The sequence below is a fragment of the Sinomonas sp. ASV322 genome (assembly GCF_030908245.1).
Classification (GTDB): Bacteria; Actinomycetota; Actinomycetes; order Actinomycetales; family Micrococcaceae; genus Sinomonas.
The window spans coordinates 1-23,389 of record NZ_JAVFJJ010000015.1 but is presented as its reverse complement, the minus strand read 5'-3'; the positions used below and the strand labels follow the sequence as shown (position 1 = coordinate 23,389).

At 66.3% G+C, this 23,389-nt stretch carries 18 protein-coding genes and 2 tRNA genes; 11 read left to right on the top strand and 9 right to left on the bottom strand.

Features of this window, described 5'->3' with window-relative positions:
• Positions 1-4,528 precede the first annotated feature (4,528 nt).
• The 8 genes from RBS12_RS16560 to rpmH form a co-directional block, all read right to left on the bottom strand.
• On the bottom strand, positions 4,529-5,758 hold the full coding sequence (locus RBS12_RS16560) for a ParB/RepB/Spo0J family partition protein (RefSeq protein ID WP_307967232.1): 1,230 nt from the start codon (positions 5,756-5,758) through the stop codon (positions 4,529-4,531).
• Between the two features lie 56 nt (positions 5,759-5,814).
• Complete coding sequence (locus RBS12_RS16555; protein WP_307967231.1) at positions 5,815-6,849, bottom strand: ParA family protein; 1,035 nt, start codon at positions 6,847-6,849, stop codon at positions 5,815-5,817.
• Positions 6,850-6,920: 71 nt separating this feature from the next.
• The gene (rsmG, locus tag RBS12_RS16550) at positions 6,921-7,580 is read right to left on the bottom strand and encodes a 16S rRNA (guanine(527)-N(7))-methyltransferase RsmG (protein WP_307967288.1); all 660 of its coding nucleotides are present in this window, start codon (positions 7,578-7,580) and stop codon (positions 6,921-6,923) included.
• Positions 7,581-7,623: 43 nt separating this feature from the next.
• Positions 7,624-8,217, bottom strand: a complete 594-nt coding sequence (locus RBS12_RS16545; RefSeq protein ID WP_373886548.1) for a protein jag — start codon at positions 8,215-8,217, stop codon at positions 7,624-7,626.
• Between the two features lie 20 nt (positions 8,218-8,237).
• Positions 8,238-9,200, bottom strand: a complete 963-nt coding sequence (gene yidC, locus RBS12_RS16540; protein ID WP_307967229.1) for a membrane protein insertase YidC — start codon at positions 9,198-9,200, stop codon at positions 8,238-8,240.
• A gap of 9 nt (positions 9,201-9,209) precedes the next feature.
• Complete coding sequence (yidD, locus tag RBS12_RS16535) at positions 9,210-9,620, bottom strand: membrane protein insertion efficiency factor YidD (RefSeq protein ID WP_307967228.1); 411 nt, start codon at positions 9,618-9,620, stop codon at positions 9,210-9,212.
• Positions 9,604-9,987, bottom strand: a complete 384-nt coding sequence (rnpA, locus tag RBS12_RS16530) for a ribonuclease P protein component (protein WP_307967227.1) — start codon at positions 9,985-9,987, stop codon at positions 9,604-9,606. Before rnpA ends, yidD begins: the two co-directional genes overlap by 17 nt.
• A gap of 50 nt (positions 9,988-10,037) precedes the next feature.
• On the bottom strand, positions 10,038-10,175 hold the full coding sequence (gene rpmH / locus RBS12_RS16525) for a 50S ribosomal protein L34 (RefSeq protein ID WP_084249685.1): 138 nt from the start codon (positions 10,173-10,175) through the stop codon (positions 10,038-10,040).
• Between the two features lie 500 nt (positions 10,176-10,675).
• On the opposite strand from rpmH, the gene dnaA reads away from it, so the two are divergent.
• The 11 genes from dnaA to RBS12_RS16470 all read left to right on the top strand — a co-directional run bounded on the left by dnaA (position 10,676) and on the right by RBS12_RS16470 (position 22,441).
• Positions 10,676-12,088, top strand: coding sequence for a chromosomal replication initiator protein DnaA (gene dnaA / locus RBS12_RS16520; RefSeq protein WP_307967226.1), 1,413 nt, complete (start codon positions 10,676-10,678; stop codon positions 12,086-12,088).
• A gap of 456 nt (positions 12,089-12,544) precedes the next feature.
• On the top strand, positions 12,545-13,669 hold the full coding sequence (gene dnaN / locus RBS12_RS16515; RefSeq protein WP_307967225.1) for a DNA polymerase III subunit beta: 1,125 nt from the start codon (positions 12,545-12,547) through the stop codon (positions 13,667-13,669).
• Between the two features lie 38 nt (positions 13,670-13,707).
• Positions 13,708-14,592, top strand: a complete 885-nt coding sequence (gnd, locus tag RBS12_RS16510; RefSeq protein ID WP_307967224.1) for a phosphogluconate dehydrogenase (NAD(+)-dependent, decarboxylating) — start codon at positions 13,708-13,710, stop codon at positions 14,590-14,592.
• A gap of 23 nt (positions 14,593-14,615) precedes the next feature.
• A complete protein-coding gene (gene recF / locus RBS12_RS16505) occupies positions 14,616-15,938 on the top strand; it encodes a DNA replication/repair protein RecF (RefSeq protein ID WP_307967223.1) in 1,323 nt (440 codons plus the stop codon).
• Positions 15,938-16,483, top strand: a complete 546-nt coding sequence (locus RBS12_RS16500; RefSeq protein ID WP_307967222.1) for a DciA family protein — start codon at positions 15,938-15,940, stop codon at positions 16,481-16,483. Before recF ends, RBS12_RS16500 begins: the two co-directional genes overlap by 1 nt.
• A gap of 274 nt (positions 16,484-16,757) precedes the next feature.
• Positions 16,758-18,782, top strand: a complete 2,025-nt coding sequence (gene gyrB, locus RBS12_RS16495; RefSeq protein ID WP_307967221.1) for a DNA topoisomerase (ATP-hydrolyzing) subunit B — start codon at positions 16,758-16,760, stop codon at positions 18,780-18,782.
• Between the two features lie 49 nt (positions 18,783-18,831).
• Positions 18,832-21,471 carry a DNA gyrase subunit A gene (gyrA, locus tag RBS12_RS16490; protein ID WP_307967220.1) on the top strand — a complete coding sequence of 880 codons (2,640 nt, stop codon included), beginning with the start codon at positions 18,832-18,834 and terminating at the stop codon, positions 21,469-21,471.
• Positions 21,468-22,055 (top strand): DUF3566 domain-containing protein, encoded by a 588-nt coding sequence (locus tag RBS12_RS16485; protein ID WP_373886546.1) that lies wholly within the window; start codon positions 21,468-21,470, stop codon positions 22,053-22,055. Before gyrA ends, RBS12_RS16485 begins: the two co-directional genes overlap by 4 nt.
• A gap of 74 nt (positions 22,056-22,129) precedes the next feature.
• Positions 22,130-22,203 (top strand) — tRNA-Ile (locus RBS12_RS16480).
• 29 nt (positions 22,204-22,232) lie between these two features.
• Positions 22,233-22,352, top strand: a complete 120-nt coding sequence (locus tag RBS12_RS16475) for a DLW-39 family protein (RefSeq protein WP_307967219.1) — start codon at positions 22,233-22,235, stop codon at positions 22,350-22,352.
• A 16-nt stretch (positions 22,353-22,368) separates the two neighbouring features.
• A tRNA-Ala gene (locus RBS12_RS16470) sits at positions 22,369-22,441 on the top strand.
• Between the two features lie 123 nt (positions 22,442-22,564).
• Here RBS12_RS16470 and RBS12_RS16465 read toward each other — a convergent pair.
• The coding region (locus RBS12_RS16465) for an IS1249 family transposase (RefSeq protein ID WP_307964492.1) at positions 22,565-23,389 on the bottom strand (825 nt) is incomplete at its 5' end.

The window sequence follows — 23,389 nt, the reverse complement described above, 5'->3', positions numbered from 1 at the left end:
CTTCGATCACACGGGGGCAGCGCAGCGAGCTCGTCGACACAACCAACGGTCATCTGCAGAATGCAGGGCCAGCGCCCGGCCCGAGCTGATACACGTTGGATCCATGAGTCTGGGACGATCAAAATGGCTGGCACTCCAACTACCCGGTACCGCAGCGCACAGAATGCCTCATGTGAGGACACCTATGGACATGGGCGAGTCGCTGGGAGCCGCGGAGCCGCTCAGGCCCTTATCTGACCCTGGTTCCGTTCCTGGGCTGGGTGATTCTCACTGCCTCGCGGTCAAACTGTGGTTGCCAGCAGAATGCCAGACGCGCCCAATGACCCACCGCGTCTACGCTAATGATTCGGTCGAGCACCGACACTTCGTCCCGCCGGCGGCCCAACGATCGTCGAACGTGACCCACCCACCAACCGACAGCGCCCTAGCGGACGAAGCCATCCCGTGGGACCGGCCCAACGATGTTTCACGTGAAACCTAGCCTGACCCGAACCAGCTGATCGATAGGGCCCGAAGACCATAGGAACTGTCGGACCTCCCGCCACTTAATTCCGAATGGACAGCGTATTGATCCAGGTTCGGTCAGAAGCGGCGGCGCGAGTTCGCTCCGATGGAACGGACGCGTGACGCCCCACACCGGTAGGCACGGCAAGAGAACCCAAGAGGCATGGGGATCTGATTGAACAGCTGTGCCGGACGACGCTTAGACGTCCGACTCATCCTGACTGATTGGCAGCAGAGTCATCCCGGGGAATCCCCCACCAACTCGGCACACCGAACCGCCGAACTACTCGTAACGCAGAGAATCGCGTGAGGAAGCAGAGCCACTATCGGCGGCTCTCCGGCAGCGCGGCTCATCTGCGGTCAGACGAGCGGCGGGGCGTCACCTCGCACCGCGGGCACCCTACGAACTGAGCATCGTCCCGCACCAGGACGCTGCGCCGTGGAATGAGTTGAGCCCCAGACGGCCCGTAGGCATGGCAGGTGAACGCGGTATCCCTCGCAGCACCGACCACATGGCCCCGGTCGACCCTCAACGGACACAACGGCGAGTCCAGCGATGGCACGCTGAACACAGGACGCGGTCCACGGTGCGATGGTGGGCGCCGTGGCCAAAATCCACTCGCTCTCCGGGCACCCGCGGACGGAGGCCAGTGTCACGCCTACTTACCTCTGAAGACCCACCTGCCCGGGCCGAGTCGGGCGATCCGCCGCGCCGGGTAGCCAGGAGGCACGTGCCCATCGAGATGTCGGCGCTTTGCCCCAAGTGGACGCCACAGCAGCTGGGAGCTACGCCCACAGGCAATGGCCGAAGCGCTACGCCGGTTCACCTCCCTTCACGCCGGACTCCGGGCTCGTCCGGGGCCGCGCAATGAGCCAACGCGAGTCGCGTGACCTGTCGTCCGGAGCACGGACTGGTCGACGGCCAAACGAACCGTGCAGTACCTTGGACCAGCGAAGGCGCACATCTGCCCGGCCCAACCCACGCGCCTCGGCGCAGCACCCGAACGATGACCAAGCCCCCCGGGTGGACCAGTCGCTCTTAGGTACCGTGAGAACCGTACTCGAAGTGCCTTGTCGTCACTCGGAGTTTTGACAGTTGTCCACAAGCGTATCCACAGCAGTTATCCACAGATGGGCAACGCGTCATGTGGATAGTGGGGGCCCGGAATGCGCTGCCCAATCAGGACGTCTGCGCTAACGTCCCCGGCCGCAGGCCGCCGAGTCCACGTCACGGATGGGAGAATCCGCGCGCGGCGACGCACAGCACCCCTCAACCTTCGGGAAACGCGCATTTCCAAGGTCTAGATAGCGCCGCAACCCAACCTCGGCGTCGCCCCTGGACCGTCGTGCCTCCTGTCGAATTGCACGCGGGGCTCTGATCACACGGAACTCACTATTCATCGGACGCGTCAAACCATCCAGCCTTGAGCACCTTCGCATCGGTTATCCACAGTCCCTGTCACTATCCGAAAATCGGGTGCATGAGGTTATCCACAGTGAAATCCACACGACGGTTCGGGTGTCTAGTGGCACCCGAGCGATGCACGACCACCCAGATGCGCGCGCAGAAGGATTGGTCGTCGTGATTGAATTCCCTGAATCCGGCGACCATCCATGTTTCACGTGAAACATGGACAGCTCCGCTCTGCGATGGGAAACGTCGGTGTACACCTCCGCACCAGCCGATACGGAGGCTCTTCAAACTCCATGCCCGCGCCCACGCGCGAACCAGCTCGCGATGGGACCGCCTGCTGGCGGCGAGGACTCGCTACGGGTCCGCCCACGCCAGGCACCATCCCACTCGGAACCACACGAACAGCCGGCAGCAGAAGCCGCTCGCCGAGTCAGGTTCCGCGACCATGGATGACCGGAACCGACGACGCATGTCGGGTCCGCCGAGCATCCACTGCCGCTAGGGCAGCCACGCGAGGCGCTCTCCAAAGCAAGCCAAGGCGTGACCAGACACCAGTGACAGGATGTAGTCAGGCGACAGATGCACAAAACGGCGTGCGAGCGTTGGATATGGCCAGCTACCCCATGATCGATCAGCAGCCCGGTATCACACCGTGGGTCCGGCACCGAACTCGACGCCGCGAGCCCGGCCTCATCCTCGAGTGCTGACACGTCGGCACTTACCGCCATGCACAAACCCACCGGCGCCTACCGTTCGCTACTACCCTTTCCGGAACGCGTCTCTTCGTAATCCGCGGGGAATCGACCACAATCCATCGATCGAAACCGCCAAGGAATCGGTACCCGTCGATTCGCCAAGGGAGAATCTTCAGCGCGGACCAGATCTCCCAACACCTCCGTCCGCACCGGGCCAGTCCCCGACCACCCATCCACCCGCCGGACGCCCCTCCGGTCATTGCCCTACCGCAGCTCCAGCCAGCGTTCCGGAAAGCAGCCGCGGAAGGCTTTGCCATATCGCGTCCCGGTCATCGTTCCCGTACTGCGTCATCACCCAACGTCGCCGTACCCTATCAACACCCAACATTCCCGTACTCCGGCTCCGCCCGATGTCGCCGTAACGCATCACCGCCCAACGCCCAGTGCTCCGTCCCAGCCCAACGCTCCCGTACTGCGGCCCCGCCCGATGTCGCCGTAACCCATCACCACCCAACGCCCTGTGCTCCGTCCCAGCCAACGTTCCCCTACTTCTTCCCCGCCCGACGCTCCCGCACACCATCCCCGACCGGCCGTCGCCTACCCCCATCCCGGCTGAACCTTGCCACTCTACGGTCCGGGCCAGCATTGCGGAACGGTGATCCCGGCCAGCGTTGCCTTACCCTCGATCCCGCCGCAAACGCAGCCGACACCCGAGCTCGAACCGCCCAATTCGCCGCCAGCTCGCAACCCAAGCGAGACGACAAGCATCCCGCCATCGCCCTGAAGCCTCCCCTGGAACCGCCCTTGACACCGCAAGTCGCTGCCGATTCAGCCTCCTGACTCAAGTGCCCGCGTCCGATGGCACGATGAGCCCATCAGCTCCAGAATCCACCTAGCCCTGATGCACAGATCTCCGGCTGGCACTCGTGATCAACAGACCAAGTCCGATCTGGCCACATCAATCGCTCTTAGAGTCAGCGCAATGCCCGCCCAACCACCCACGCCGCTCCGTTGCGCGCGTCCGCCGAACCGATCCTGCTCGGTCAGCATCAGGCCTCAGTGAACGGCCCGGGCTCCGCAGTCCGACGCCCTCCCCAATTTCGCGGCTACGGTGTGGAATCCGCACCCACCCGCGCACCATTGGGCCGGATTGGGTCGGTACATACGGGCCGGCGGATCATTGGCTATCTCTCTGGTGGCCCTCACTGCGCCCGAGTAGAGCAGGTCGCGACCACGACGTACGCGCAGGCCCTGACTCCTTCAACTTGGGCCCAAAATCGCTGGGTCGCACGTCAAGCTTCCATGTGGAACCAGCCCCAGGCGCGTTCTGGCGGCTGCACCCACGACGCCCTGGACGGAGGGATCGGCGACCTTTCACACAATGGGTGAGACTTCACCACGCGACACCCGGTCCAGGTGGAGAGGCCCCGCTCACACAAGACACTCATCGTGCTGGCGGCGAACCCCACGAAACTCATCGAGAGCTGACCGCAGTCATACGTCATGTTTCACGTGAAACACCACGTCCAGTGCGACTGCTGCTCAACGATCCCCTCGCCGACAGCGAGACCCCGGTGTGGTCGATCATTTCCGGCTGCAGTGCACCCCACGGCAAACCACTCGGCGCGCTTCTATCCGCGGTAGCTCTTGAGCGGCGCACGACGGCTCCCTAGGTGCATTGAAACCAGCCCGACGAGGCGCAGGTCAGGCAACGATGCGGGCGGCAGAGGCACCGTGTGTCGTTCAGCGGCAAGGAGGAGCTGCCAGTCCCAAGCAATCCGCGGGCACCGGCGCACGAACAGGCCAGCCACACGACCAGGAGACCGCACCACCGCGACAGCCCTCTGCACATGACAAGGGCCCCGCCCATAACGGACGAGGCCCTGTCATCGCGACCCCGGAGGGAATACTCCGCCTACTCCGCGCCCGGGTTCAAAACACCCATGATGCGATTCAGATCCTCAACACTCGCAAACTCGATGCTCACGCGGCCCTTGCGAGCACCGAGTGTGATCTTCACGCTCGTGTCGAGGCGGTCGGCAAGCGTCGAGGCCAGGAAGTCGAGCCGTTCGTGCCGAGCGTTCGGCTTGGGGATGTTGTTGCGGCGAGGCTCCCCCGGGTCCTGATACAGGGCAACGGCCTCTTCCGTGGCCCGCACCGAGAGGCCTTCAGCAACGATGCGCTGCGCGACGCGTTCCATGGCCCCGGCATCTGGGAGAGAAAGCAACGCGCGGGCGTGGCCGGCGGAAAGGACACCCGCGGCAACGCGCCGCTGCACAAGCGGCGGAAGGCGCAGAAGGCGAATCGTGTTGGAGACCTGCGGACGCGAGCGACCAATACGGTCGGCAAGCTCTTCATGGGTCGTCCCGAAGTCCTCGAGAAGCTGCTGGTACGCGGCCGCCTCTTCCAACGGATTGAGCTGGCTGCGATGCAGGTTCTCGAGGAGTGCGTCGCGCAAGAGGTCGTCATCACTCGTGTCACGGATGATGGCGGGTATCGTCTCGAGGCCGGCTTGTTGAACGGCGCGCCAGCGACGCTCGCCCATGACGAGCTCGTAGCTTTCGCTACCAGGTTCGGTTGATCGACGGACGACAATCGGTTGAAGAACGCCAATTTCGCGAACTGAGTGCACAAGTTCAGCCATCTCGTCTTCATCGAAGACACTGCGAGGCTGCTTGCGGTTCGGATGGATGTCACCGACTCGAAGCTCGGCGAACTGCGCGCCGGGAACCTCGACAAGATCGAGCTCATCTTCGCCCGATCCGCCCGCAGACGAGGAAGGGCCTTCCTCGGACGTGCTCTTGCGCCGCTCGGAACCGCTTCGCGATCCCGACCCTTTTGACGGAGAAGGCGAGCGCTTCGTCGTCGGGCGTTCCTCGACTTGGGCGGCGGACTCCGAGGCAAGCCCTGCCGCCGTCGAACGCTCCCCCTCAGCCGCTGCCGGCGCAGCCGAGTTCGCAGCCTCAGCCTCTTTCTGCGGGGCGGCGGTCTCCTCAGCCGTCGCACGCTCTTCACTCGAACTGCGCGACTCGGGGAAGAAGAGGTCAACCGGACGCGACGGCGCGGCAGTCCCACCCGAGACCGTGCCGGAACTCGGAATCAGAGCTCCCAGGCCACGGCCCAGGCCTCGGCGCTTCTCGCTCATGCGCGGACTTCCTCCCTCGAACCCTCGACCACGGAGGGTGTGACCTGTGTGAAAAACTAACGCTCGGCGATTTCCGCCGCAGCCTCCATGTAGGAGAGTGCCCCGGTCGACGACGGGTCATACGTCATGACCGTCTGCTGGTAACTCGGAGCCTCCGAGATGCGAACGGAGCGCGGCACAACAGCCTCAAGGACCTGGTTCGGGAAATGCTCACGAACCTCGGCCGCAACCTGCGCCGCAAGGTTCGTGCGACCGTCGTACATCGTCAGCAGGATCGTGGAAACTCGAAGATCGCCGTTGAGGTGCTTCTGAATCATCCCGATGTTATTGAGGAGCTGGCTGAGTCCCTCAAGCGCGTAGTACTCGCACTGGATGGGGATGAGCACCTCGCCGGCCGCACAGAACGCGTTGACCGTCAGGAGGCCGAGGCTCGGCGGGCAGTCGATGAAAATGTAGTCCAACCGCTCAAGGCCCTGGGCCACGCGTTCTTTCGCGTAGTTGTCGATCGCGCGCCGCAGGCGCTGTTCGCGGGCAACGAGTGAGACGAGCTCGATCTCGGCCCCCGCGAGATGAATCGTGGCCGGCGCACACTCGAGCCGCTCGACGTCTGGGCACGGACGGACGACGTCGGCGAGTGCAAGATCGTTGATGAGCACGTCGTAGATGCTCTCCACGTCGGCGTGGTGTTCGATGCCCAGGGCGGTCGACGCATTGCCCTGCGGGTCGATGTCGATCACGAGGACGTTGAGGCCCGAGGCCGCGAGGGCCGCGGCGATATTCACCGTCGTCGTGGTTTTGCCGACGCCGCCCTTCTGGTTCGATACGGTGAAGATCCGCGTGGCGTCCGGCCTGCGGAGCTGGCGCTGGCTGAGCCGCTCTCGGCGCTTCGTTTCGTTCGCGAGCTGGCTCCCAATCGGGCTCGACTCATCGATGCTGATCCCGGGCGATGACCCGTTGGCGGGTCCGCGAGAAGCGGTGGAATCAACCTGAGCGGGTTGAGAAGCAAGAGACTGTGCGACGGTTGACGAGCGAGCTGGCCCCAGCGATACGAAGGGCGGAATCCGCTGTGCCGATGACTCGTCACTGCTCACTGTTCACTCACTCCCGGTTCGCGTACGTCTCCTCACTCTAGCCTAGCGGGTGGGCTCGGCCCTTCCCCGGATCAGGCACGGCCGGCGTCAATCCTCACGACTGTCGTCGGCTCCTCGAGGAGGCCCTCCCCGAGGACGCGAATCTGCGGATTCCGGCCGTGGTACTTCTTGATTGCCTTCGCCGCCTTTTCGATCTCCTCGGCAGCGCTGCGCCCCTTGATCGCGACGAGCGTTCCCGAACCGCCGAGAAGCGGAAGGGTGAGCGGGATGAGTGTGGCGAGGGCCGAGACAGCCCGCGCGGTCACGTAGTCGGCGTTCACGAGGTCGACAGCCTGCTCGGCCCGCATGCGAAAGACGCGAACATTGGTCAGCCCGAGATCCGCGACGACCTCCTCGAGCCAGACCACCCGGCGCTCGAGAGGCTCGATGAGGATCAGCGTGAGGTCCGGGCGGGCGAGTGCGAGACATAGGCCGGGCAGCCCGGCCCCGCTTCCGACATCGGCCACGAGGGCGCCGTGGGAGAACTCCGACTCGATGACGGCGCAATTGAGCACGTGCCGGCTCCAGAGACGCGGCACTTCGCGCGGTCCAATCAGGCCGCGCTCGAGGCCCGACGTCGCGAGGTGGTCGACGTATCGTCGTGCCAGCTCGAGTCGATCGCCAAAAAGCTTCTCCGCGGCCGCGAGCTCCGCCCCCGCCAAGTCCGGAAGACCGCCGTCGGCCGCTCCCATCGACGCGTCGCGCGCGGCAGACGGCGCGTGCTCCTCCGCCACGTCAGGCGGCCGAGACGACGATGTGGCGCTTGGCCCCTTCGCCTTCGGACTCGCTCGCGAAGCCCAGATCGGCAACGACGTCGTGGACGATCTTGCGCTCGTACGAGCTCATCGGATCGAGGTGAACGGGGGTGCCATCCGCCTTGACCTTCGCGACGGCATCCTCGGCGACAGAGTGGAGGTACTTGGTCCGCTCGCCCCGATAGCCATTGATGTCGAGGACAAGGCGCGAACGCGAGCCCGTCTGGGAGAGCACGGCGAGCCGCGTGAGCTCCTGAAGGGCTTCGAGCACCTCGCCGCCGTCGCCGACAAGGGTGTCGAGACCCTGGGCGTTCTCGTCGCCGATGACCGAGAGATAGGTCCGGCCGCCACGCACCTCGATGTCAATGTCGCCGTCGATGTCGGCAATGTCGAGGAGCTCCTCGAGGTAGTCTGCCGCGACGTCGCCCTCTTCTTCGAGGCGGCTCAGGGGAACCTCGTCGGCACCCTCATCGGTGCCGTTCTCCGCGGACTCGGCGACGTCATCAGAAGCTTCAGCGGCTTCGGCGTCCTCGTGGGCGTTCGCCCACTCCAGGCTGTCGTCGGTTCCGTTCACTGCGGTGGTCTCGGCAGGGGTCACTTCTTCCTCCGGTTCTTGCGCTGCGGCTGCTGACGCTGGCCCTTGGGCTCAGGGGGCGGCGGGATGTCCTCGGGCTTCATGGCCTTCCCGGTCGTCACGTCAATGGGAGCGAGGCCCTTCGCGGCACGCCGCTCATTGAGGGCCTTCGCGGCCGGCGAACCGGGGGCGGGCATGCGTCGGATGACGTAGAACTGCTGGCCCATCGTCCAGAGGTTGCTGATGGTCCAGTAGATGAGGACGCCGATGGGGAAGTTGATGCCGCCCACGCCGAAGACGAGCGGGAGGATGTAGAGGAGGATCTTCTGCTGGCGCATGAACGGGCTCTGCATCGCGGCCTCGGACATGTTCTTCGCCATGATCTGCTTCTGCGTGATGAACTGCGAGGCGGTCATCGCGACGATCATGAGGATCGAGAGAACGGCGACGACGACGGCGTCCCCACCACCGCCGTGCAGGAGCGACGCAGAAAGCGGCGCGCCGAAGATGCTTGAACCGTGGAACTGATTGACCTGATCGGTGGACATCGCCCCGATGCCCGGATTGTTGGTCTGAGCGCCGCTGACGTTGGACAGCACTCGGAAGAGGCCGAAGAAGAACGGCATCTGGATGAGCATGGGGAGGCACGCGGAGAACGGATTCGTGCCGTGGTGCTTGTACAGGGCCATCTGCTCCTGGGCCATGGCCTGGCGCGAGAGCTGATCAGTCTTGCCCTTGTACTTGGCCTGGAGCTTCTGGAGATCCGGCTGCAGCAGCTGCATGCCGCGCTGGGCCTTGATCTGCTTGACGAAGACAGGGATGAGGGCGGCACGGATCACGAGCACGAGCCCGATGATCGAGAACGTCCACGTCCAGCCGCTTGCAGCGGGCAGGCCGATGAACGAGAGCGCCTCGTGGAAGGCCACCATGACGAAGGAGACCAGCCACTCGAAGGGCAGGAGTATTGTCCCCAGAGGGTCCATGTGTTTTCCCTATTTCCTCGTGTCGAAAGCCGTCAGGCCACCAGAGCCCGGCTCGTCTTTCCAGTAGCGGTCCGGGTGGTTGAGCACCACGATCCGCGGCGTGCGGCCGGCGGGCCAGTGCCGGTGCCCATCGGGCACAGGATCCAGTCCGCCGGAGTTCCAGGGGTGGCAGCGCGCAAGCCGACGAACCGCCAGATACGATCCTCGCACAGCCCCGTGAACTGTGACGGCCTCGAGCGCGTATGCGGAGCAAGAGGGGTAGAACCGGCACACCTGCCCATAGAGCGGTGAGATGACGGCGCGGTAGACGACGAGCAAGACGATGAGCACGTTCCGCGGCACGTTCCAGACGAAGCGTCCGACGACGGCGAACCACTCCCGCGGGGCATGGCCCCGTGGAGCGTCACTCACCGCTGCCATCGACGTCCTCCTGTCGCAACCCCATCGCGAGTTTCCGCACCGCTCCGCGCAAAGCTGAGACGTAATCGCTTCGGAGGGAAGGCCAGTCGGCGGACGCCGCGGCGGGAAGAGCCCGCACGACGACGTCAACGCCCCTCGGCCTCTCCCGGAGCGTCTCCGCGCCGGCTTCCCTCAGCCTCCTCTTAACGAGGTTGCGGGTGACGGCGTTCCCCACCGCCTTGGAGACGATGAAGCCAAACCGCGACGGCGCGCCGTCGTCCGAAAGAGCCGCATACAGCACGACGTTCCGGCGCCCTTGGCGGACGCCGGAACGTACGGTATGCGAGAAATCGACGCTCGTTCGCAGTCGGTTGCGGGCGGGAAGCACGTCAGGGCTCCTAACGCTGCATCACCCGCAGGCCGAGGGCTGAGCCCGGCTTAGGCCGAGAGCTCTGCGCGGCCCTTGGAGCGGCGGGCAGCCAGGATGGCACGGCCGGCGCGGGTACGCATGCGAAGGCGGAAGCCGTGCTTCTTGGCACGACGGCGGTTGTTCGGCTGAAAAGTCCGCTTGCTCACGGTGTCACTCCAGTGGGTTCCGGCGCCTCACCCGGATGGCACGGTTGAGCCAGGCGGACGCGTATATGCGGTGCCTGCCGCCCCGCCGCGCCTCATGCCGACCGCCACGCCAGCTTTCAGGGCTGGACCAGGCGTTCGGGGGCATGCGACAGGACAGTAGGCAGACACAAAGGACTTAACGACGTTAGGGCAAGGACGGCACAGCCGTCAAACTCAGCAGCAAACCGAAGGGTCGCCGAAGGACGGCCTGAGCCAACTCTCAGGACGTTGTCCCCAGCTGTGGTGAATTGCACGTCGAGCCTGTGGACAGCGTGGCGCCGCGGTTCACGCGGCGAACTCCATCAGTGTAATTCACAGCGCGGCCGTTCCCAGTTCTCATCTGGTTTCTCCGTCCTCTAGGCTTGCTCAATGCACCCCATGCGCACGTGTGGATAGCCGTGTGGAAAACGGTGGCTGCGCAGCAACAAGACAGAGCACTGCATGGACGGCGAGAAGGGCACATGGGAACTGACGAGGCGAACGAGGCCAACACCGTTGGCAGTTCGTGGCGGCGCGTCGTGCGCTTGCTCGAGGAGGACGATCGGGTCAGCCCGCGGCAGCGCGGATTCGTAGCCCTCGCCCAGGCGCAGGGCCTCATCGGCTCGACGCTCCTCGTCGCGGTCCCCAACGAGCTCACGCGCGAAGTCCTCCAGACCCAGCTCAAGGAACCCCTCGACGCCGCGCTCCGCTCGGTCTTCTCTGAGGACGTCAGGTGCGCGATCGACGTCGACACCGAGCTCGTACCCGTCCGCGAAGAGATCTTTGAGCCGATCAAGCGTCCCGAGCCCGTGCCGGACCTGCGGCCGGCGCCCACGCCACCGAGCACGTCCCAGGAGTTCGGCCGCCTCAACCCGAAGTACACGTTCGACACCTTCGTCATCGGCGCCTCGAATCGATTTGCCCATGCGGCCGCCGTCGCCGTCGCAGAGGCTCCCGCGAAGGCGTACAACCCTCTCTTCATCTACGGGGACTCGGGCCTCGGCAAGACCCACCTCCTGCACGCGATCGGCCACTACGCGCGCCGGCTCTACACGGGGATCCGCGTCCGCTATGTGAACTCCGAGGAATTCACGAACGACTTCATCAACTCGATCCGCGACGACGAGGGCACGAGCTTCAAAACCACGTACCGCAACGTGGACCTCCTGCTCATCGACGACATCCAGTTCCTCGCAGGCCGCACGGGGACGATGGAGGAGTTCTTCCACACGTTCAACGCGCTGCACAACAGCAACAAGCAGGTCGTCATCACGTCCGACCAGCCGCCGAAGGCACTGCACGGCTTCGAGGACCGCATGAAGTCGCGCTTCGAGTGGGGCCTCCTCACGGACATCCAGCCGCCGGACCTCGAGACCCGTATCGCGATCCTTCGGAAGAAGGCCAACAGCGAGGGCCTCTACGCCCCGGACGATGTGCTCGAGTACATCGCCTCGCGGATCGCCTCGAACATCCGCGAACTCGAAGGCGCCCTCATCCGCGTCACGGCGTTCGCGAGCCTCAACAAGCAGCCGGTCGACGTGGCTCTCGCCGAGATGGTCCTCAAGGACCTCATCACGGACGATTCGTCGCTCGAGATCACGGCGGACCAGATCCTCCACGAGACGGCCGCCTACTTCAAGCTCTCGATCGAGGAGCTCAACAGCAAGTCGCGCACGCGCACTCTCGTGACAGCCCGCCAGATCGCGATGTACCTGTGCCGCGAGCTCACCGACATGTCCCTGCCCAAGATCGGCCAGGTGCTCGGCGGACGCGACCACACGACGGTCATCCACGCGGACCGGAAGATCCGCGAACTCATGGCCGAGCGGCGAGCGATCTTCAATCAGGTCACGGAGCTCACGAACAAGATCAAGCAGGCCCAGCGAGGGGCGTGAGCCCCGGCACGGGAACCCCTGGCACCCGGCGCTCGCCCTTCTTGTCATTCCTTATTAACAGCACCCTGTGGACAACCCTGTGGGAAGTTAAGTGCACAGGTGCCCCGGATGGGCTTAAAACTCACCACGGCTCTGTGGAGGAGCTGAATGACAAGAATCCTGCGATCCACAGAACCACCCCCGATCGTCCGCATCCGATCAACAACTCATGAACAGCCCGAACCCGCTGTCCGTCAGGTCGGAAAGCGCTTTTCCACAGTTTCCACAGCAGTTATTAACACCACGAATCCCAAAAACTCCATGAACAGCTAGACAACAGGAACCCGCTCGCCCTGCGCCCCACCCCGCACGGTCCTGGCAAATCACCAGCCCGTTGAACGACCCGAGGAACTTGCGGCTAAGCTGTGGGCAGTGCGCGCTGGGACGCACGAATCGTTGAAAGGCGGGAACCCTTCCGTGAAGTTCCGAGTCGAGCGGGATGTCCTCACCGAGGCTGTGAGCTGGGCGGCACGGTCGCTCTCCCCAAGGCCCCCGGTACCTGTCCTGTCCGGTCTCCTGCTTCGAGCACACGACGGCGTGGTGAGCCTCAGCAGCTTCGACTACGAAACCTCCGCTCGTCTCGAGATCCCGGCCGAGATCAGCGCTGAAGGCACGATCCTGGTCTCAGGCCGCCTGCTCGCGGACATCTGCCGCAGCCTCCCCGCCGCGCCTGTCGACGTCGAAACCGACGGATCGAAGGTGACTCTCACGTGCCGTCGAAGCTCGTTCCACCTCGCCACGATGCCTGAATCGGAATACCCGCCCCTACCTGAGCTGCCGACCATCACCGGCGCAGTTCCCGGGGATTCGTTCGCGAAGGGCGTGTCGCAGGTGATCATCGCGGCAAGCAAGGATGACACGCTGCCGATCCTCACCGGCGTCCGGATGGAGTTCGAGGACGGGCTCATCACACTCCTGGCCACCGACCGCTACCGGCTCGCCCTCCGCGAAATCGCCTGGAAGCCTGCCACTCCGAGCGTTTCGACCAGCGCGCTCGTCAAGGCAAAGACCCTCAACGAGGTGGCCAAGACCCTCGGCGGCTCAGGCGAACTCAACATCGCCCTCGCCGAAGACGATTCACGGCTCGTCGGCTTCGAAAGCGGCGGCCGCACCACGACGTCGCTCCTCGTCGACGGCGACTACCCCAAGATCCGCTCGCTCTTCCCCGACAGCACCCCGATCCATGCCGTCGTCTCGACACAGGAGCTCGTCGAGGCCGTTCGACGAGTCTCGCTCGTCGCCGAACGCAACACCCCCGTTCGCCTGGCCTTCAGCGAGGGGCTTGTCGTGCTCGACGCCGGGACGGGCGAGGACGCCCAGGCCTCCGAAGAGCTCGAATCGCAGCTCACGGGCGAGGACATCACGGTCGCCTTCAACCCCCACTACCTCATCGAGGGGCTGAGCGTCATCGAGACCCCGTTCGTGAGGTTCTCGTTCACGAGCGCCCCGAAGCCTGCCATGATCACGGCGCAGAAGGAGCTCGACGGCGACGACGAGACGGACTACCGCTACCTCGTCATGCCCGTGCGTCTCCCCAACTGACCCCACCCAGGCCCTCAGTCGTCGTCGAAAGGACAACCATGCACTTCGGATTGATCGGCCTCGGCAAGATGGGCTTCAACATGCGCGAGCGAGCACGCCGCGCGGGTCTCGAGGTGACGGGCTTCGACCGCAATCCCGAGGTCTCGGATGTCGCGACGATCGATGAGCTCGTCGGCACGCTGCCGGTTCCGCGCGTCGTCTGGGTCATGGTCCCCGCGGGCGAGATCACCGACAAAGTCGTGAAGGAGCTCGGCGAGAAGCTCTCCCCCGGCGATCTCGTGATCGACGGCGGCAACTCGCGCTTCACCGAGGACCAGCGCCACGCCGCCGAACTCGCCGAGAAGGGCATCCGCTTCGTGGACTGCGGCGTTTCCGGCGGAGTGTGGGGGCTCCAAAACGGCTACGGGCTCATGGCCGGCGGCGCGGCGGAGGACGTCGAGATCGCCATGCCGATCTTCGATGCACTGCGCCCCCAAGGCGAGCGCGCGGACAGCTTCGTCCACGTCGGCGGGATCGGCGCGGGCCACTACGCCAAGATGGTCCACAACGGGATCGAGTACGGCCTCATGCAGTCCTACGCCGAGGGGTACCAGCTCCTCGCCGCGAAGGACATCATCACCGATCTCCCCGGCACGTTCCGTGCGTGGCAGAAGGGCACCGTCGTCCGGTCGTGGCTCCTCGACCTCCTCGTCAAGGCCCTCGAGGAAGACCCCGGCCTTGCGAACATCGACGACTACGTCGAGGATTCGGGCGAGGGCCGTTGGACGGTTGAGGAGGCGATCGCCAACGCGGTCCCCGCACCGGCCATCACCGCCGCTCTTTTCGCGCGCTTCGAGTCCCGCGAGGACAGCTCCCCCGCCATGAAGATGGTCTCGGCCCTGCGCCACCAGTTTGGCGGGCACGCCACGCGCCCCGCCAAGTAGCGGCGGGAAGGACTGCCTGGTCCGTGTACGTCGAACGGCTCTCGCTCACGGACTTCCGGAGCTACCCCCAGCTCGATCTCGAGTTCGAACCCGGCCCGACTGTTCTCGTCGGGCCGAACGGCGTCGGGAAGACGAACGTCGTCGAGGCCCTGGGCCTCATGTCGACGCTGTCCTCGCATCGCGTCTCCTCGGACGCGCCGCTCGTGCGGTTCGGCTCGACGCAAGCCTTCGTTCGCGCCGGGTTCGTCCGCGGCGTGCAGCGTTCGCAGCTCGAACTCGAGATCAATCCGGGGAAGGCGAACCGGGCCAGGATCAACCGCGGCGCCCCACGGCGTGCGCGGGAAATCCTCGGAATCGCCCGAACCGTCCTTTTCGCGCCCGAGGACCTTGCCCTCGTCAAGGGCGACCCGTCGGCGCGCCGTCGCTTCCTCGACGAGCTCCTGACGGTCCTCGCTCCCCGGCATGCCGGCACCCGGGCGGACTACGACCGTGTCCTCAAGCAGCGCAATGCGCTCCTCAAGTCGGCACGCACCTCCCGCTCGCGCGGAGGACGGGCGCCCGACGCCCACGGTGCGACGGTCGAGTCGACCCTCGATGTGTGGGACCAGCATCTCGCGCGGATCGGCGCACAGCTCCTCGCCGCGCGACTCGAAATCGTCGAGCGGCTGCGGCCCCACGTTGCAAAGGCGTACGAGCAGCTCACGGACGGGTCGAAGGCCGCGCGGCTCGTCTATCGCTCCTCGATCACGGGCTTCGTCCCGGACGACGACGGCCAGTCTGACCCGAATGCCCAATCCGGCCCCGATGCCCAGCCCGCCTCCGGCGGCCTGCTCACCGTGGATGCGGGCGCGGCGCCGCTGTCCGCGCAAGCCGAGGGCTCATCCGACGGCGGCGGCCTCGAGGCCCTCCCCGCCGACGAGCTCGCGGAGCTCTATCTCTCGGCACTCGCGGCCGCGCGGCCGGCCGAGCTCGAGCGCGGGCTCTCGCTCGTGGGGCCGCATCGGGACGAGCTTGAACTTCTCCTGGGCGAGGCGCCCGCGAAGGGCTTCGCGTCCCATGGCGAGACGTGGTCGTTCGCGCTCGCGCTCCGGCTCGGGTCGTACTACGTCATGCTCGACGATTCGACGGTCGACGGCGACGAGCCCATCCTCATCCTCGACGACGTTTTCGCCGAGCTCGATACGGCCCGCCGCGCGCGGCTCGCCTCGATCGTCGCGCACGCGGAGCAGGTCATTGTCACGGCCGCGGTCGACGGCGACATCCCGGCCGAGCTCGCGGGCCGCCGGATCAGGGTTGTGCCCGGCGGGATCGAGGACGAAACCGGGCCCGCCCCGGCGGGTGGATGATGGCGGACGAGCCGAAGGACGAGATCGACGCCGCCCAGTCCGCCCTCAATCGGGTTCGCCGGGCGGCCGAGGCGCGCGGCGAGATCCGCACGCGCGCGTCCGGCTCGCTCGGCTCGTCGGGGGCGGCCGATACCCGGGCCAGGCGTGAAGGACGACGGCGGGGATCCGGCTTTGCCGAGGGCTACGGCGGCCGGGACCCACAGGGCCTGGGGAGCGTCATGAGCCGCATGGTCTCGGAACGGGGATGGTCCTCCCCGGTCGCGGTCGGCTCGGTGATCGCGAGGTGGCCCGAACTCGTGGGTCCCGAGGTCGCGGCGCACTGCACGCCGGAGAGCTTCGAGGACACGACGCTGCGGGTGAGGTGCGATTCGACGGCGTGGGCCACTCAGCTCCGCCTGCTGAGCACGGCGCTCCTCGACCGCTTCGCGCGCGAGCTGGGCCCCGACGTCGTCCGCTCGCTCCATGTTCTCGGGCCCGCGGCGCCGAGCTGGCGCAAGGGCGTGCGGCACGTGCGGGGCCGCGGGCCGCGCGACACGTACGGCTGACGTCTCGCCCCTCCGCTCCCGTCGGCCGGGCCCGGGAAGGTGACTGGCGCAACGGCGCGTCGACTGGTATGCGGCGGAAGCCGGGAATCCGCTGTCTGGGCCGTTCACGGGGCGGGAGCCACACTCCCCCTTGGTCGGGGTCCCGATGAGCCGCCATTCGGCCCGTTGCGGGCTTCCCATGGGCACCCGCGGGCGCCGCTGGCCGGAATTTCGCGAACCAACCGGTAGAATTAATGCGATAAGCCTGTCTACTGAAGAGGGGTAGAGACCGCCTGTGTCTGACGAGAGCGGAGCGAACGTGCCCGAAGCGAAGGCACCCAAGGAATACGGGGCAAGCAGCATCACGGTGCTCGAGGGCCTCGAAGCCGTCCGCAAACGCCCCGGCATGTACATCGGGTCCACAGGTCCGCGCGGCCTGCACCACCTGGTCTACGAAGTGGTCGACAACTCGGTCGACGAGGCCCTCGCGGGTTACTGCGACCACATCAACGTGACGCTCCAGCGCGACGGCGGCGTGCGCGTCGAGGACAACGGCCGCGGCATTCCCGTGGACATCCACCCGACCGAGGGCAAGCCGACGGTCGAGGTCGTCATGACGATCCTGCACGCGGGCGGCAAGTTCGGCGGCGGCGGATACACCGTCTCGGGCGGCCTCCACGGCGTCGGCATCTCGGTCGTCAACGCCCTCTCGACGCGCGTCATCACCGAAGTGCGGCGCCAGGGCCATGTGTGGTGCATGTCCTTCCGCGACGGCGGGCAGCCGGTTGGAAGCCTCGAGCAGGGTGAGGCGACCGACGCGACGGGGACGATCCAGACCTTCTACCCAGACCCGGCGATCTTCGAGAGCACCGAGTTCGATTTCGAGACGCTCCGTGCTCGCTTCCAGCAGATGGCGTTCCTCAACAAGGGGCTCCGCATCACGCTCACGGACGAGCGCTTCGAACAGATCGACGAGGAGGAGATCGCGGGCGACGACGGCGAGCACGCGCCCGCGCCGCGCACCGTCGACTACAGGTACGAGGACGGTCTCCTCGACTACGTCAAGCACCTCAACTCCTCGAAGAAGATCGAGGTTGTGCACGAGGAAGTCATCGCGTTCGAGAACGTCGACGACGAGAAGAAGATGGCGCTTGAGATCGCAATGCAGTGGACCACGGCCTACGCCGAGTCGGTTCACACGTACGCGAACACGATCAACACGCACGAGGGCGGCACCCACGAGGAGGGCTTCCGTGCCGCGATGACGTCCCTCGTCAACCGGTACGCGCGCGAGAAGGGCATCCTCAAGGAGAAGGAGGAGAACCTCACGGGCGACGACGTCCGCGAAGGCCTCACCGCCGTCGTCAGCATCAAGCTCGCTGAACCACAGTTCGAAGGCCAGACGAAGACGAAGCTCGGCAACTCCGACGCGAAGGGGTTCGTCCAGCGCGTCGTGACGGACCAGCTCGGCGACTGGCTCGAGCGCAATCCGGGGCCGGCTCGCGAGGTCATCCGCAAGGCGATCCAGGCGTCCCAGGCGCGCATGGCGGCCCGCAAGGCCCGCGACAACGCGCGCCGGAAGAGCCCGCTCGAATCGTTCGGCATGCCGGGCAAGCTCTCGGATTGCTCGTCCAAGGATCCGTCGGAGTGCGAGGTCTACCTCGTCGAGGGTGACTCGGCAGGCGGTTCGGCGAAGCGCGGCCGCAACCCCAAGACGCAGGCGATCCTCCCGCTGCGCGGCAAGATCCTCAACGTCGAGCGGGCTCGCCTCGACAAGGCGCTCGGCAACGCCGAGATCCAGTCGATGATCACGGCGTTCGGCACGGGCATCGGCGAGGACTTCGACATCGCCAAGCTGCGCTACCACAAGATCGTGCTCATGGCCGACGCCGACGTCGACGGCCAGCACATCACGACACTGCTCATGACGCTCCTGTTCCGGTACATGCGCCCGCTCATCGAGAACGGCTACGTGTACCTCGCGCAGCCGCCGCTCTACCGCATCAAGTGGTCGAACCACGCGCACGACTACGTGTACAGCGACCGCGAGCGGGACGAGACCATCCGCGTGGGCACAGCCAAGGGCCAGCGGCTCCCGAAGGAGAACGGGATCCAGCGGTACAAGGGCCTCGGCGAGATGGACTACACCGAGCTGTGGGACACGACCATGGACCCAGACCACCGGACGCTCCTGCAGGTCACGATGGAGGATGCCGCGGCCGCGGACCAGACCTTCTCCGTGCTCATGGGCGACGACGTCGAGTCGCGACGCCACTTCATCCAGCAGAACGCCAAGGACGTCCGCTTCCTGGACATCTGAGCCGGGTCCCGACCCGCGGATAAGCCAGAGCAATCTTTAGGAGACACTCGTGAGTGACGAGACCCCCGAGAACCCCGGCCTGGGCCCGGACGACGCCGGCCTTGCCGGCGGCGTCGTCGAGGGCGCGGTGATCGACCGCGTCGAGCAGGTCGACCTCCAGACGGAGATGCAGCGTTCCTACCTCGACTATGCCATGGCGGTCATCGTCGGCCGCGCGCTGCCGGACGTGCGCGACGGCCTCAAGCCCGTGCACCGGCGCGTCCTGTACGCGATGTTCGACGGCGGCTACCGCCCCGACCGCGGGTTCAACAAGTGCGCGCGCGTCGTGGGCGACGTCATGGGCACGTACCACCCGCACGGCGACATGGCGATCTACGACGCCCTCGTGCGCCTCATCCAGGACTGGGTCATGCGGTACCCGCTCGCGCTCGGCCAGGGGAACTTCGGCTCCCCCGGAAACGACGGCGCGGCTGCACCGCGGTACACCGAGACCAAGATGGCGCCGCTCGCCATGGAGATGGTCCGGGACATCGACGAGGAGACCGTCGACTTCCAGGACAACTACGACGGCAAGAACCAGGAGCCGACGATCCTGCCGGCCCGGTTCCCGAACCTGCTCGTCAACGGCTCGTCGGGCATCGCCGTCGGCATGGCCACGAACATCCCGCCGCACAACCTGCGCGAGGTGGCCGACGGCGTCCAGTGGTACCTCCAGAACCCCGAGGCGACCCGCGAGGAACTCCTCGACGCGCTCCTCGCGCGCATCAAGGGCCCTGACTTCCCGACGGGCGCGACGATCCTCGGCCACCGGGGCATCGAGGACGCTTACCGCACCGGCCGTGGCTCGATCACGATGCGCGCGGTCGTCAACGTCGAGGAGATCCAGGGCCGCACGTGCCTCGTGGTCACCGAGCTCCCCTACATGGCGAACCCGGACAACCTCGCGATGAAGATCGCCGAGCTCGTCAAGGACGGCAAGCTGGCCGGCATCGCCGACCTCCGAGACGAGACCTCGGGCCGCACCGGCCAGCGCCTCGTGATCGTCCTCAAGCGGGACGCGGTCGCGAAGGTCGTGCTCAACAACCTCTACAAGCACACGCAGCTGCAGGACAATTTCGCGGCGAACATGCTCGCGATCGTCGACGGCGTGCCGCGCACCCTCTCCCTCGACGCGTTCGTGCGCCACTGGGTCACGCACCAGATCGACGTGATCGTGCGCCGCACCCGCTTCCGGCTGCGCAAGGCCGAGGAGGAGATCCACATCCTCCGCGGCGTGCTCAAGGCGCTCGACATGCTCGACGAGGTCATCGCGCTCATCCGCCGCTCCCCCACAGTCGAGGAAGCGCGTGAGGGCCTCATGGCGCTGCTCGAGATCGACCAGCAACAGGCCCAGGCGATCCTCGACATGCAGCTTCGACGGCTCGCGGCCCTCGAGCGGCAGAGGATCATCGACAAGCACGAGGAGCTCGAGGCCCAGATCGTCGAGTTCAATGCGATCCTTGCCGATCCGGCCCTCCAGCGCACGATCATCTCCGAGGAGCTCGGGGCGATCGTCGATAAGTACGGAGACGACCGCCGCACCCGCATCCTCGCGGGCTTCGACGGCGAGATGAGCGTCGAGGACCTCATTCCCGAAGAGGAAATGGTCGTCACGATCACGCGCGGCGGCTACGTCAAGCGGACCCGGAGCGATCAGTACCGGCAGCAGAACCGCGGCGGCAAGGGTGTGAGGGGCGCTCAGCTGCGCGGCGACGACGTCGTCGAGCACTTCTTCGTCACGACGACGCACCACTGGCTCCTGTTCTTCACGAACCTCGGCCGCGTCTACCGGGCGAAGGCGTACGAGCTCGCCGAGGGCGGCCGCGACGCGAAGGGCCAGCACGTCGCGAACGTCCTCGCGTTCCAGCCCGACGAGCGCATCGCCCAGGTGCTCGACCTGCGCGACTATCAGCAGGCGCCGTACCTCGTGCTCGCGACGAAGAGCGGCCTCGTCAAGAAGACCCGCCTCGAGGACTACGACACGAACCGCACCGCCGGCGTCATCGCGATCAACCTGCGCGACGGCGACGAACTCGTCTCGGCGCAGCTCGTGTCAGAGACCGACGATCTCATGCTCGTCTCGCGCCACGGCCAGTCCGTGCGCTTCACGGCCGACGACGACGCGCTGCGCCCGATGGGCCGCGCCACGAGCGGCGTCACCGGCATGAAGTTCAGGGACGACGACGAGCTCCTCACCGCGGACGTCGTGACCGACGACTCGTACGTCTTCATCGTCACCGAGGCCGGCTATGCCAAGAAGACGGCCGTCGAGGAGTACCGGCGGCAGGGGCGTGGCGGTCTCGGCATCAAGGTCGGCAAGTACCAAGAGGGCCGCGGCCACCTCATGGGCGGACTCATCGTGCACGACGAGGACGAGGTGCTGGTGGTCATGGAGGGCGGCAAGGTCGTGCGCTCCGCCGTATCCGGCGTGCCGGTCACGGGACGTGACACGATGGGCGTCATTTTCGCCAAGCCGGACAGGGGCGACCGCATCATTGCGGTGGCGAAGAACACCGAGCGTGGGCTCGTGGAGGAGCCCGAGGAGGAGGGTACTGAGGGCGCCGCTGCGGTCGAGGGCCCCAGCACCGAAGCGTCGGATGCCGTAACGTTGACCGGAGACTCTGTCGAGAACCCCGGAGGTAACGCGTGAGCACGCCAGAGAACGAGGCCCGTGGCGGCTACCCGGTGACCCCACCGGCTCGGCCACCTCAGCGGCCGGGTGCCGCAGCGCCGTCGGCCAACTCCCAGCCGCGCGGCTCCCAAGGCCCGACGACGACGCAGCAGCGTCCCGCCCCTCGGCCGACGCAGCCGCGGGCTCCCCTTGGTGGCGCCCCGACGCAGGGTCTCGTGCGCCCCGCTCCGAAGGCCAAGCAGCGGCGCGCGCGGCTCCTCGTGAGCAAGGTCGACCCGTGGTCCGTGCTCAAGATGTCGTTCCTCCTCTCGGTCGCGCTCGGCATCGTGACCGTCGTGGCGTCGATCGTCCTGTGGATGGTCCTCGACGTCACGGGCATCTTCGACAAGATCAACGGCCTCCTCGGTGAGGTCGCGGGATCCGAGAGCGGCGGCTTCGACCTCAAGAAGATCGCCTCGCTGGGCCAGGTCGCGTCGTTCGCGACGATCATCGCCGTCGTCAACGTCGTGCTGCTCACGGCGCTCTCGATGCTCACGGCCGTCCTGTACAACATCTCGGCTGCGCTCGTTGGCGGCATCGGGGTGACCCTCACGGACGACTGATCTCGATTTGTCCGGTGGCCCCGGGGTGCTGTAAAGTCATATCTCGGCCCGAGCGCACTGTGGGGCCAAAATGGGGGCGTATAGCTCAGGCGGTTAGAGCGCTTCGCTGATAACGAAGAGGTCCCAGGTTCAAGTCCTGGTACGCCCACGGAAACCTGTTTCCGGTTGGAGGTGCCCGTGAAGAAGCTGATTGCGGTGGCGATCGCTGCTCTCGCGGGTGCCTTTCTTGTCCGGAAGATCCAGGAATCCGAAGCCCAGAAGAAGGTCTGGAGCTCGACGACGGATCGCGTCGACTAGCTTCGCCTGGATTCTCGGGGGCATGGCGCAATTGGTAGCGCACCTGCTTTGCAAGCAGGGGGTTAGGGGTTCGAGTCCCCTTGCCTCCACCGATGGGTCCCAGCACTAGTGCTGGGACCCTTTTCGTCTGGCAAGCCCGCGCTCCAGTCCGGTTGATCTTTCCCAATCGGTCGGGGGGTTATCGGTCAAAACGTGGGGATGGCCCGGGCGTGTCATCGGCTTCTGCCGGCCCGTCCGGTGCGTGCCCAGAGGCCTTCCTCGGCGGTCGTGGCGGTGTCGTAGAGGGCCGGTCCGATCCGTTCTTCCTCGGTCGTTGTCGGTGTTCGTTTCGGCGGTTCGCGGTGCTCTGGGCGGATGAGCTTGTGGGCCGGGGCGGGGTTTTCGGAGTGGGTGTAGAGCCACCATTCGACGGCGCGTTTCATGTGGTTCTGGCTCATGCCGCGGTGGTGCTTCAGGAGCAGGCGCAGCTGGGCGTTGACCCCTCCTTCGATCCGGTTTGTGGTCGAGGCGATCCGGAGGTCCTCGTGCTCGGGGGCGAGGTGGGTGAACAGCGTCCCGGCCTTCACGAGCCGCTCGAGCAGGTAGTACGCGGCGCGCAGCCGCTTGTGGGTGTACCACCACTGCTGGGAGGGCTTGACCCATGACGGCGCGGCCCCGGCCTCGCCGCGGTGGGTGCGCTGTTTGAGCATCGGGCCCCAGCGGGTGTGCCAGTCGTTCAGCGCGGTCGCCCAGGCGGCGGCCTCTTCGGCGGTCTTCAGGCGCATGAGCGCCTTGGAGAGGCGAAGGAGGGCTCTGCCGGCTTCGAGCCGGGGCCGATGGGTCAGGTGGGTGCGGACGTTGCGGTGAACGTGCACCAGGCAGCGCTGGACCCGGGTCTCCGGCCAGACCTTGCGCAGGGCCGAGGCCAGGCCGGCACCGCCGTCGCAGACCACCACGCGCGGGGCGGGGAAGCGCTCGAGCAGGGCCGCCCACGCGGCGGACTTCTCGGTGTCGCACCACTGCCAGCCGATCACGTGCTCCCCGGCCGTGGCGATCAG

Excerpts from the sequence above, each read along its gene's own strand:
- RBS12_RS16560 (WP_307967232.1), bottom strand. The coding sequence starts at position 5,758 with ATGAGCGAGAAGCGCCGAGGCCTGGGCCGTGGCCTGGGAGCTCTGATT.
- RBS12_RS16500 (WP_307967222.1), top strand. The coding sequence starts at position 15,938 with ATGGCGGACGAGCCGAAGGACGAGATCGACGCCGCCCAGTCCGCCCTC.
- rsmG (WP_307967288.1), bottom strand. The coding sequence starts at position 7,580 with ATGGGAGCGGCCGACGGCGGTCTTCCGGACTTGGCGGGGGCGGAGCTC.
- yidD (WP_307967228.1), bottom strand. The coding sequence starts at position 9,620 with ATGGCAGCGGTGAGTGACGCTCCACGGGGCCATGCCCCGCGGGAGTGG.
- gnd (WP_307967224.1), top strand. The coding sequence starts at position 13,708 with ATGCACTTCGGATTGATCGGCCTCGGCAAGATGGGCTTCAACATGCGC.
- dnaA (WP_307967226.1), top strand. The coding sequence starts at position 10,676 with ATGGGAACTGACGAGGCGAACGAGGCCAACACCGTTGGCAGTTCGTGG.
- yidC (WP_307967229.1), bottom strand. The coding sequence starts at position 9,200 with ATGGACCCTCTGGGGACAATACTCCTGCCCTTCGAGTGGCTGGTCTCC.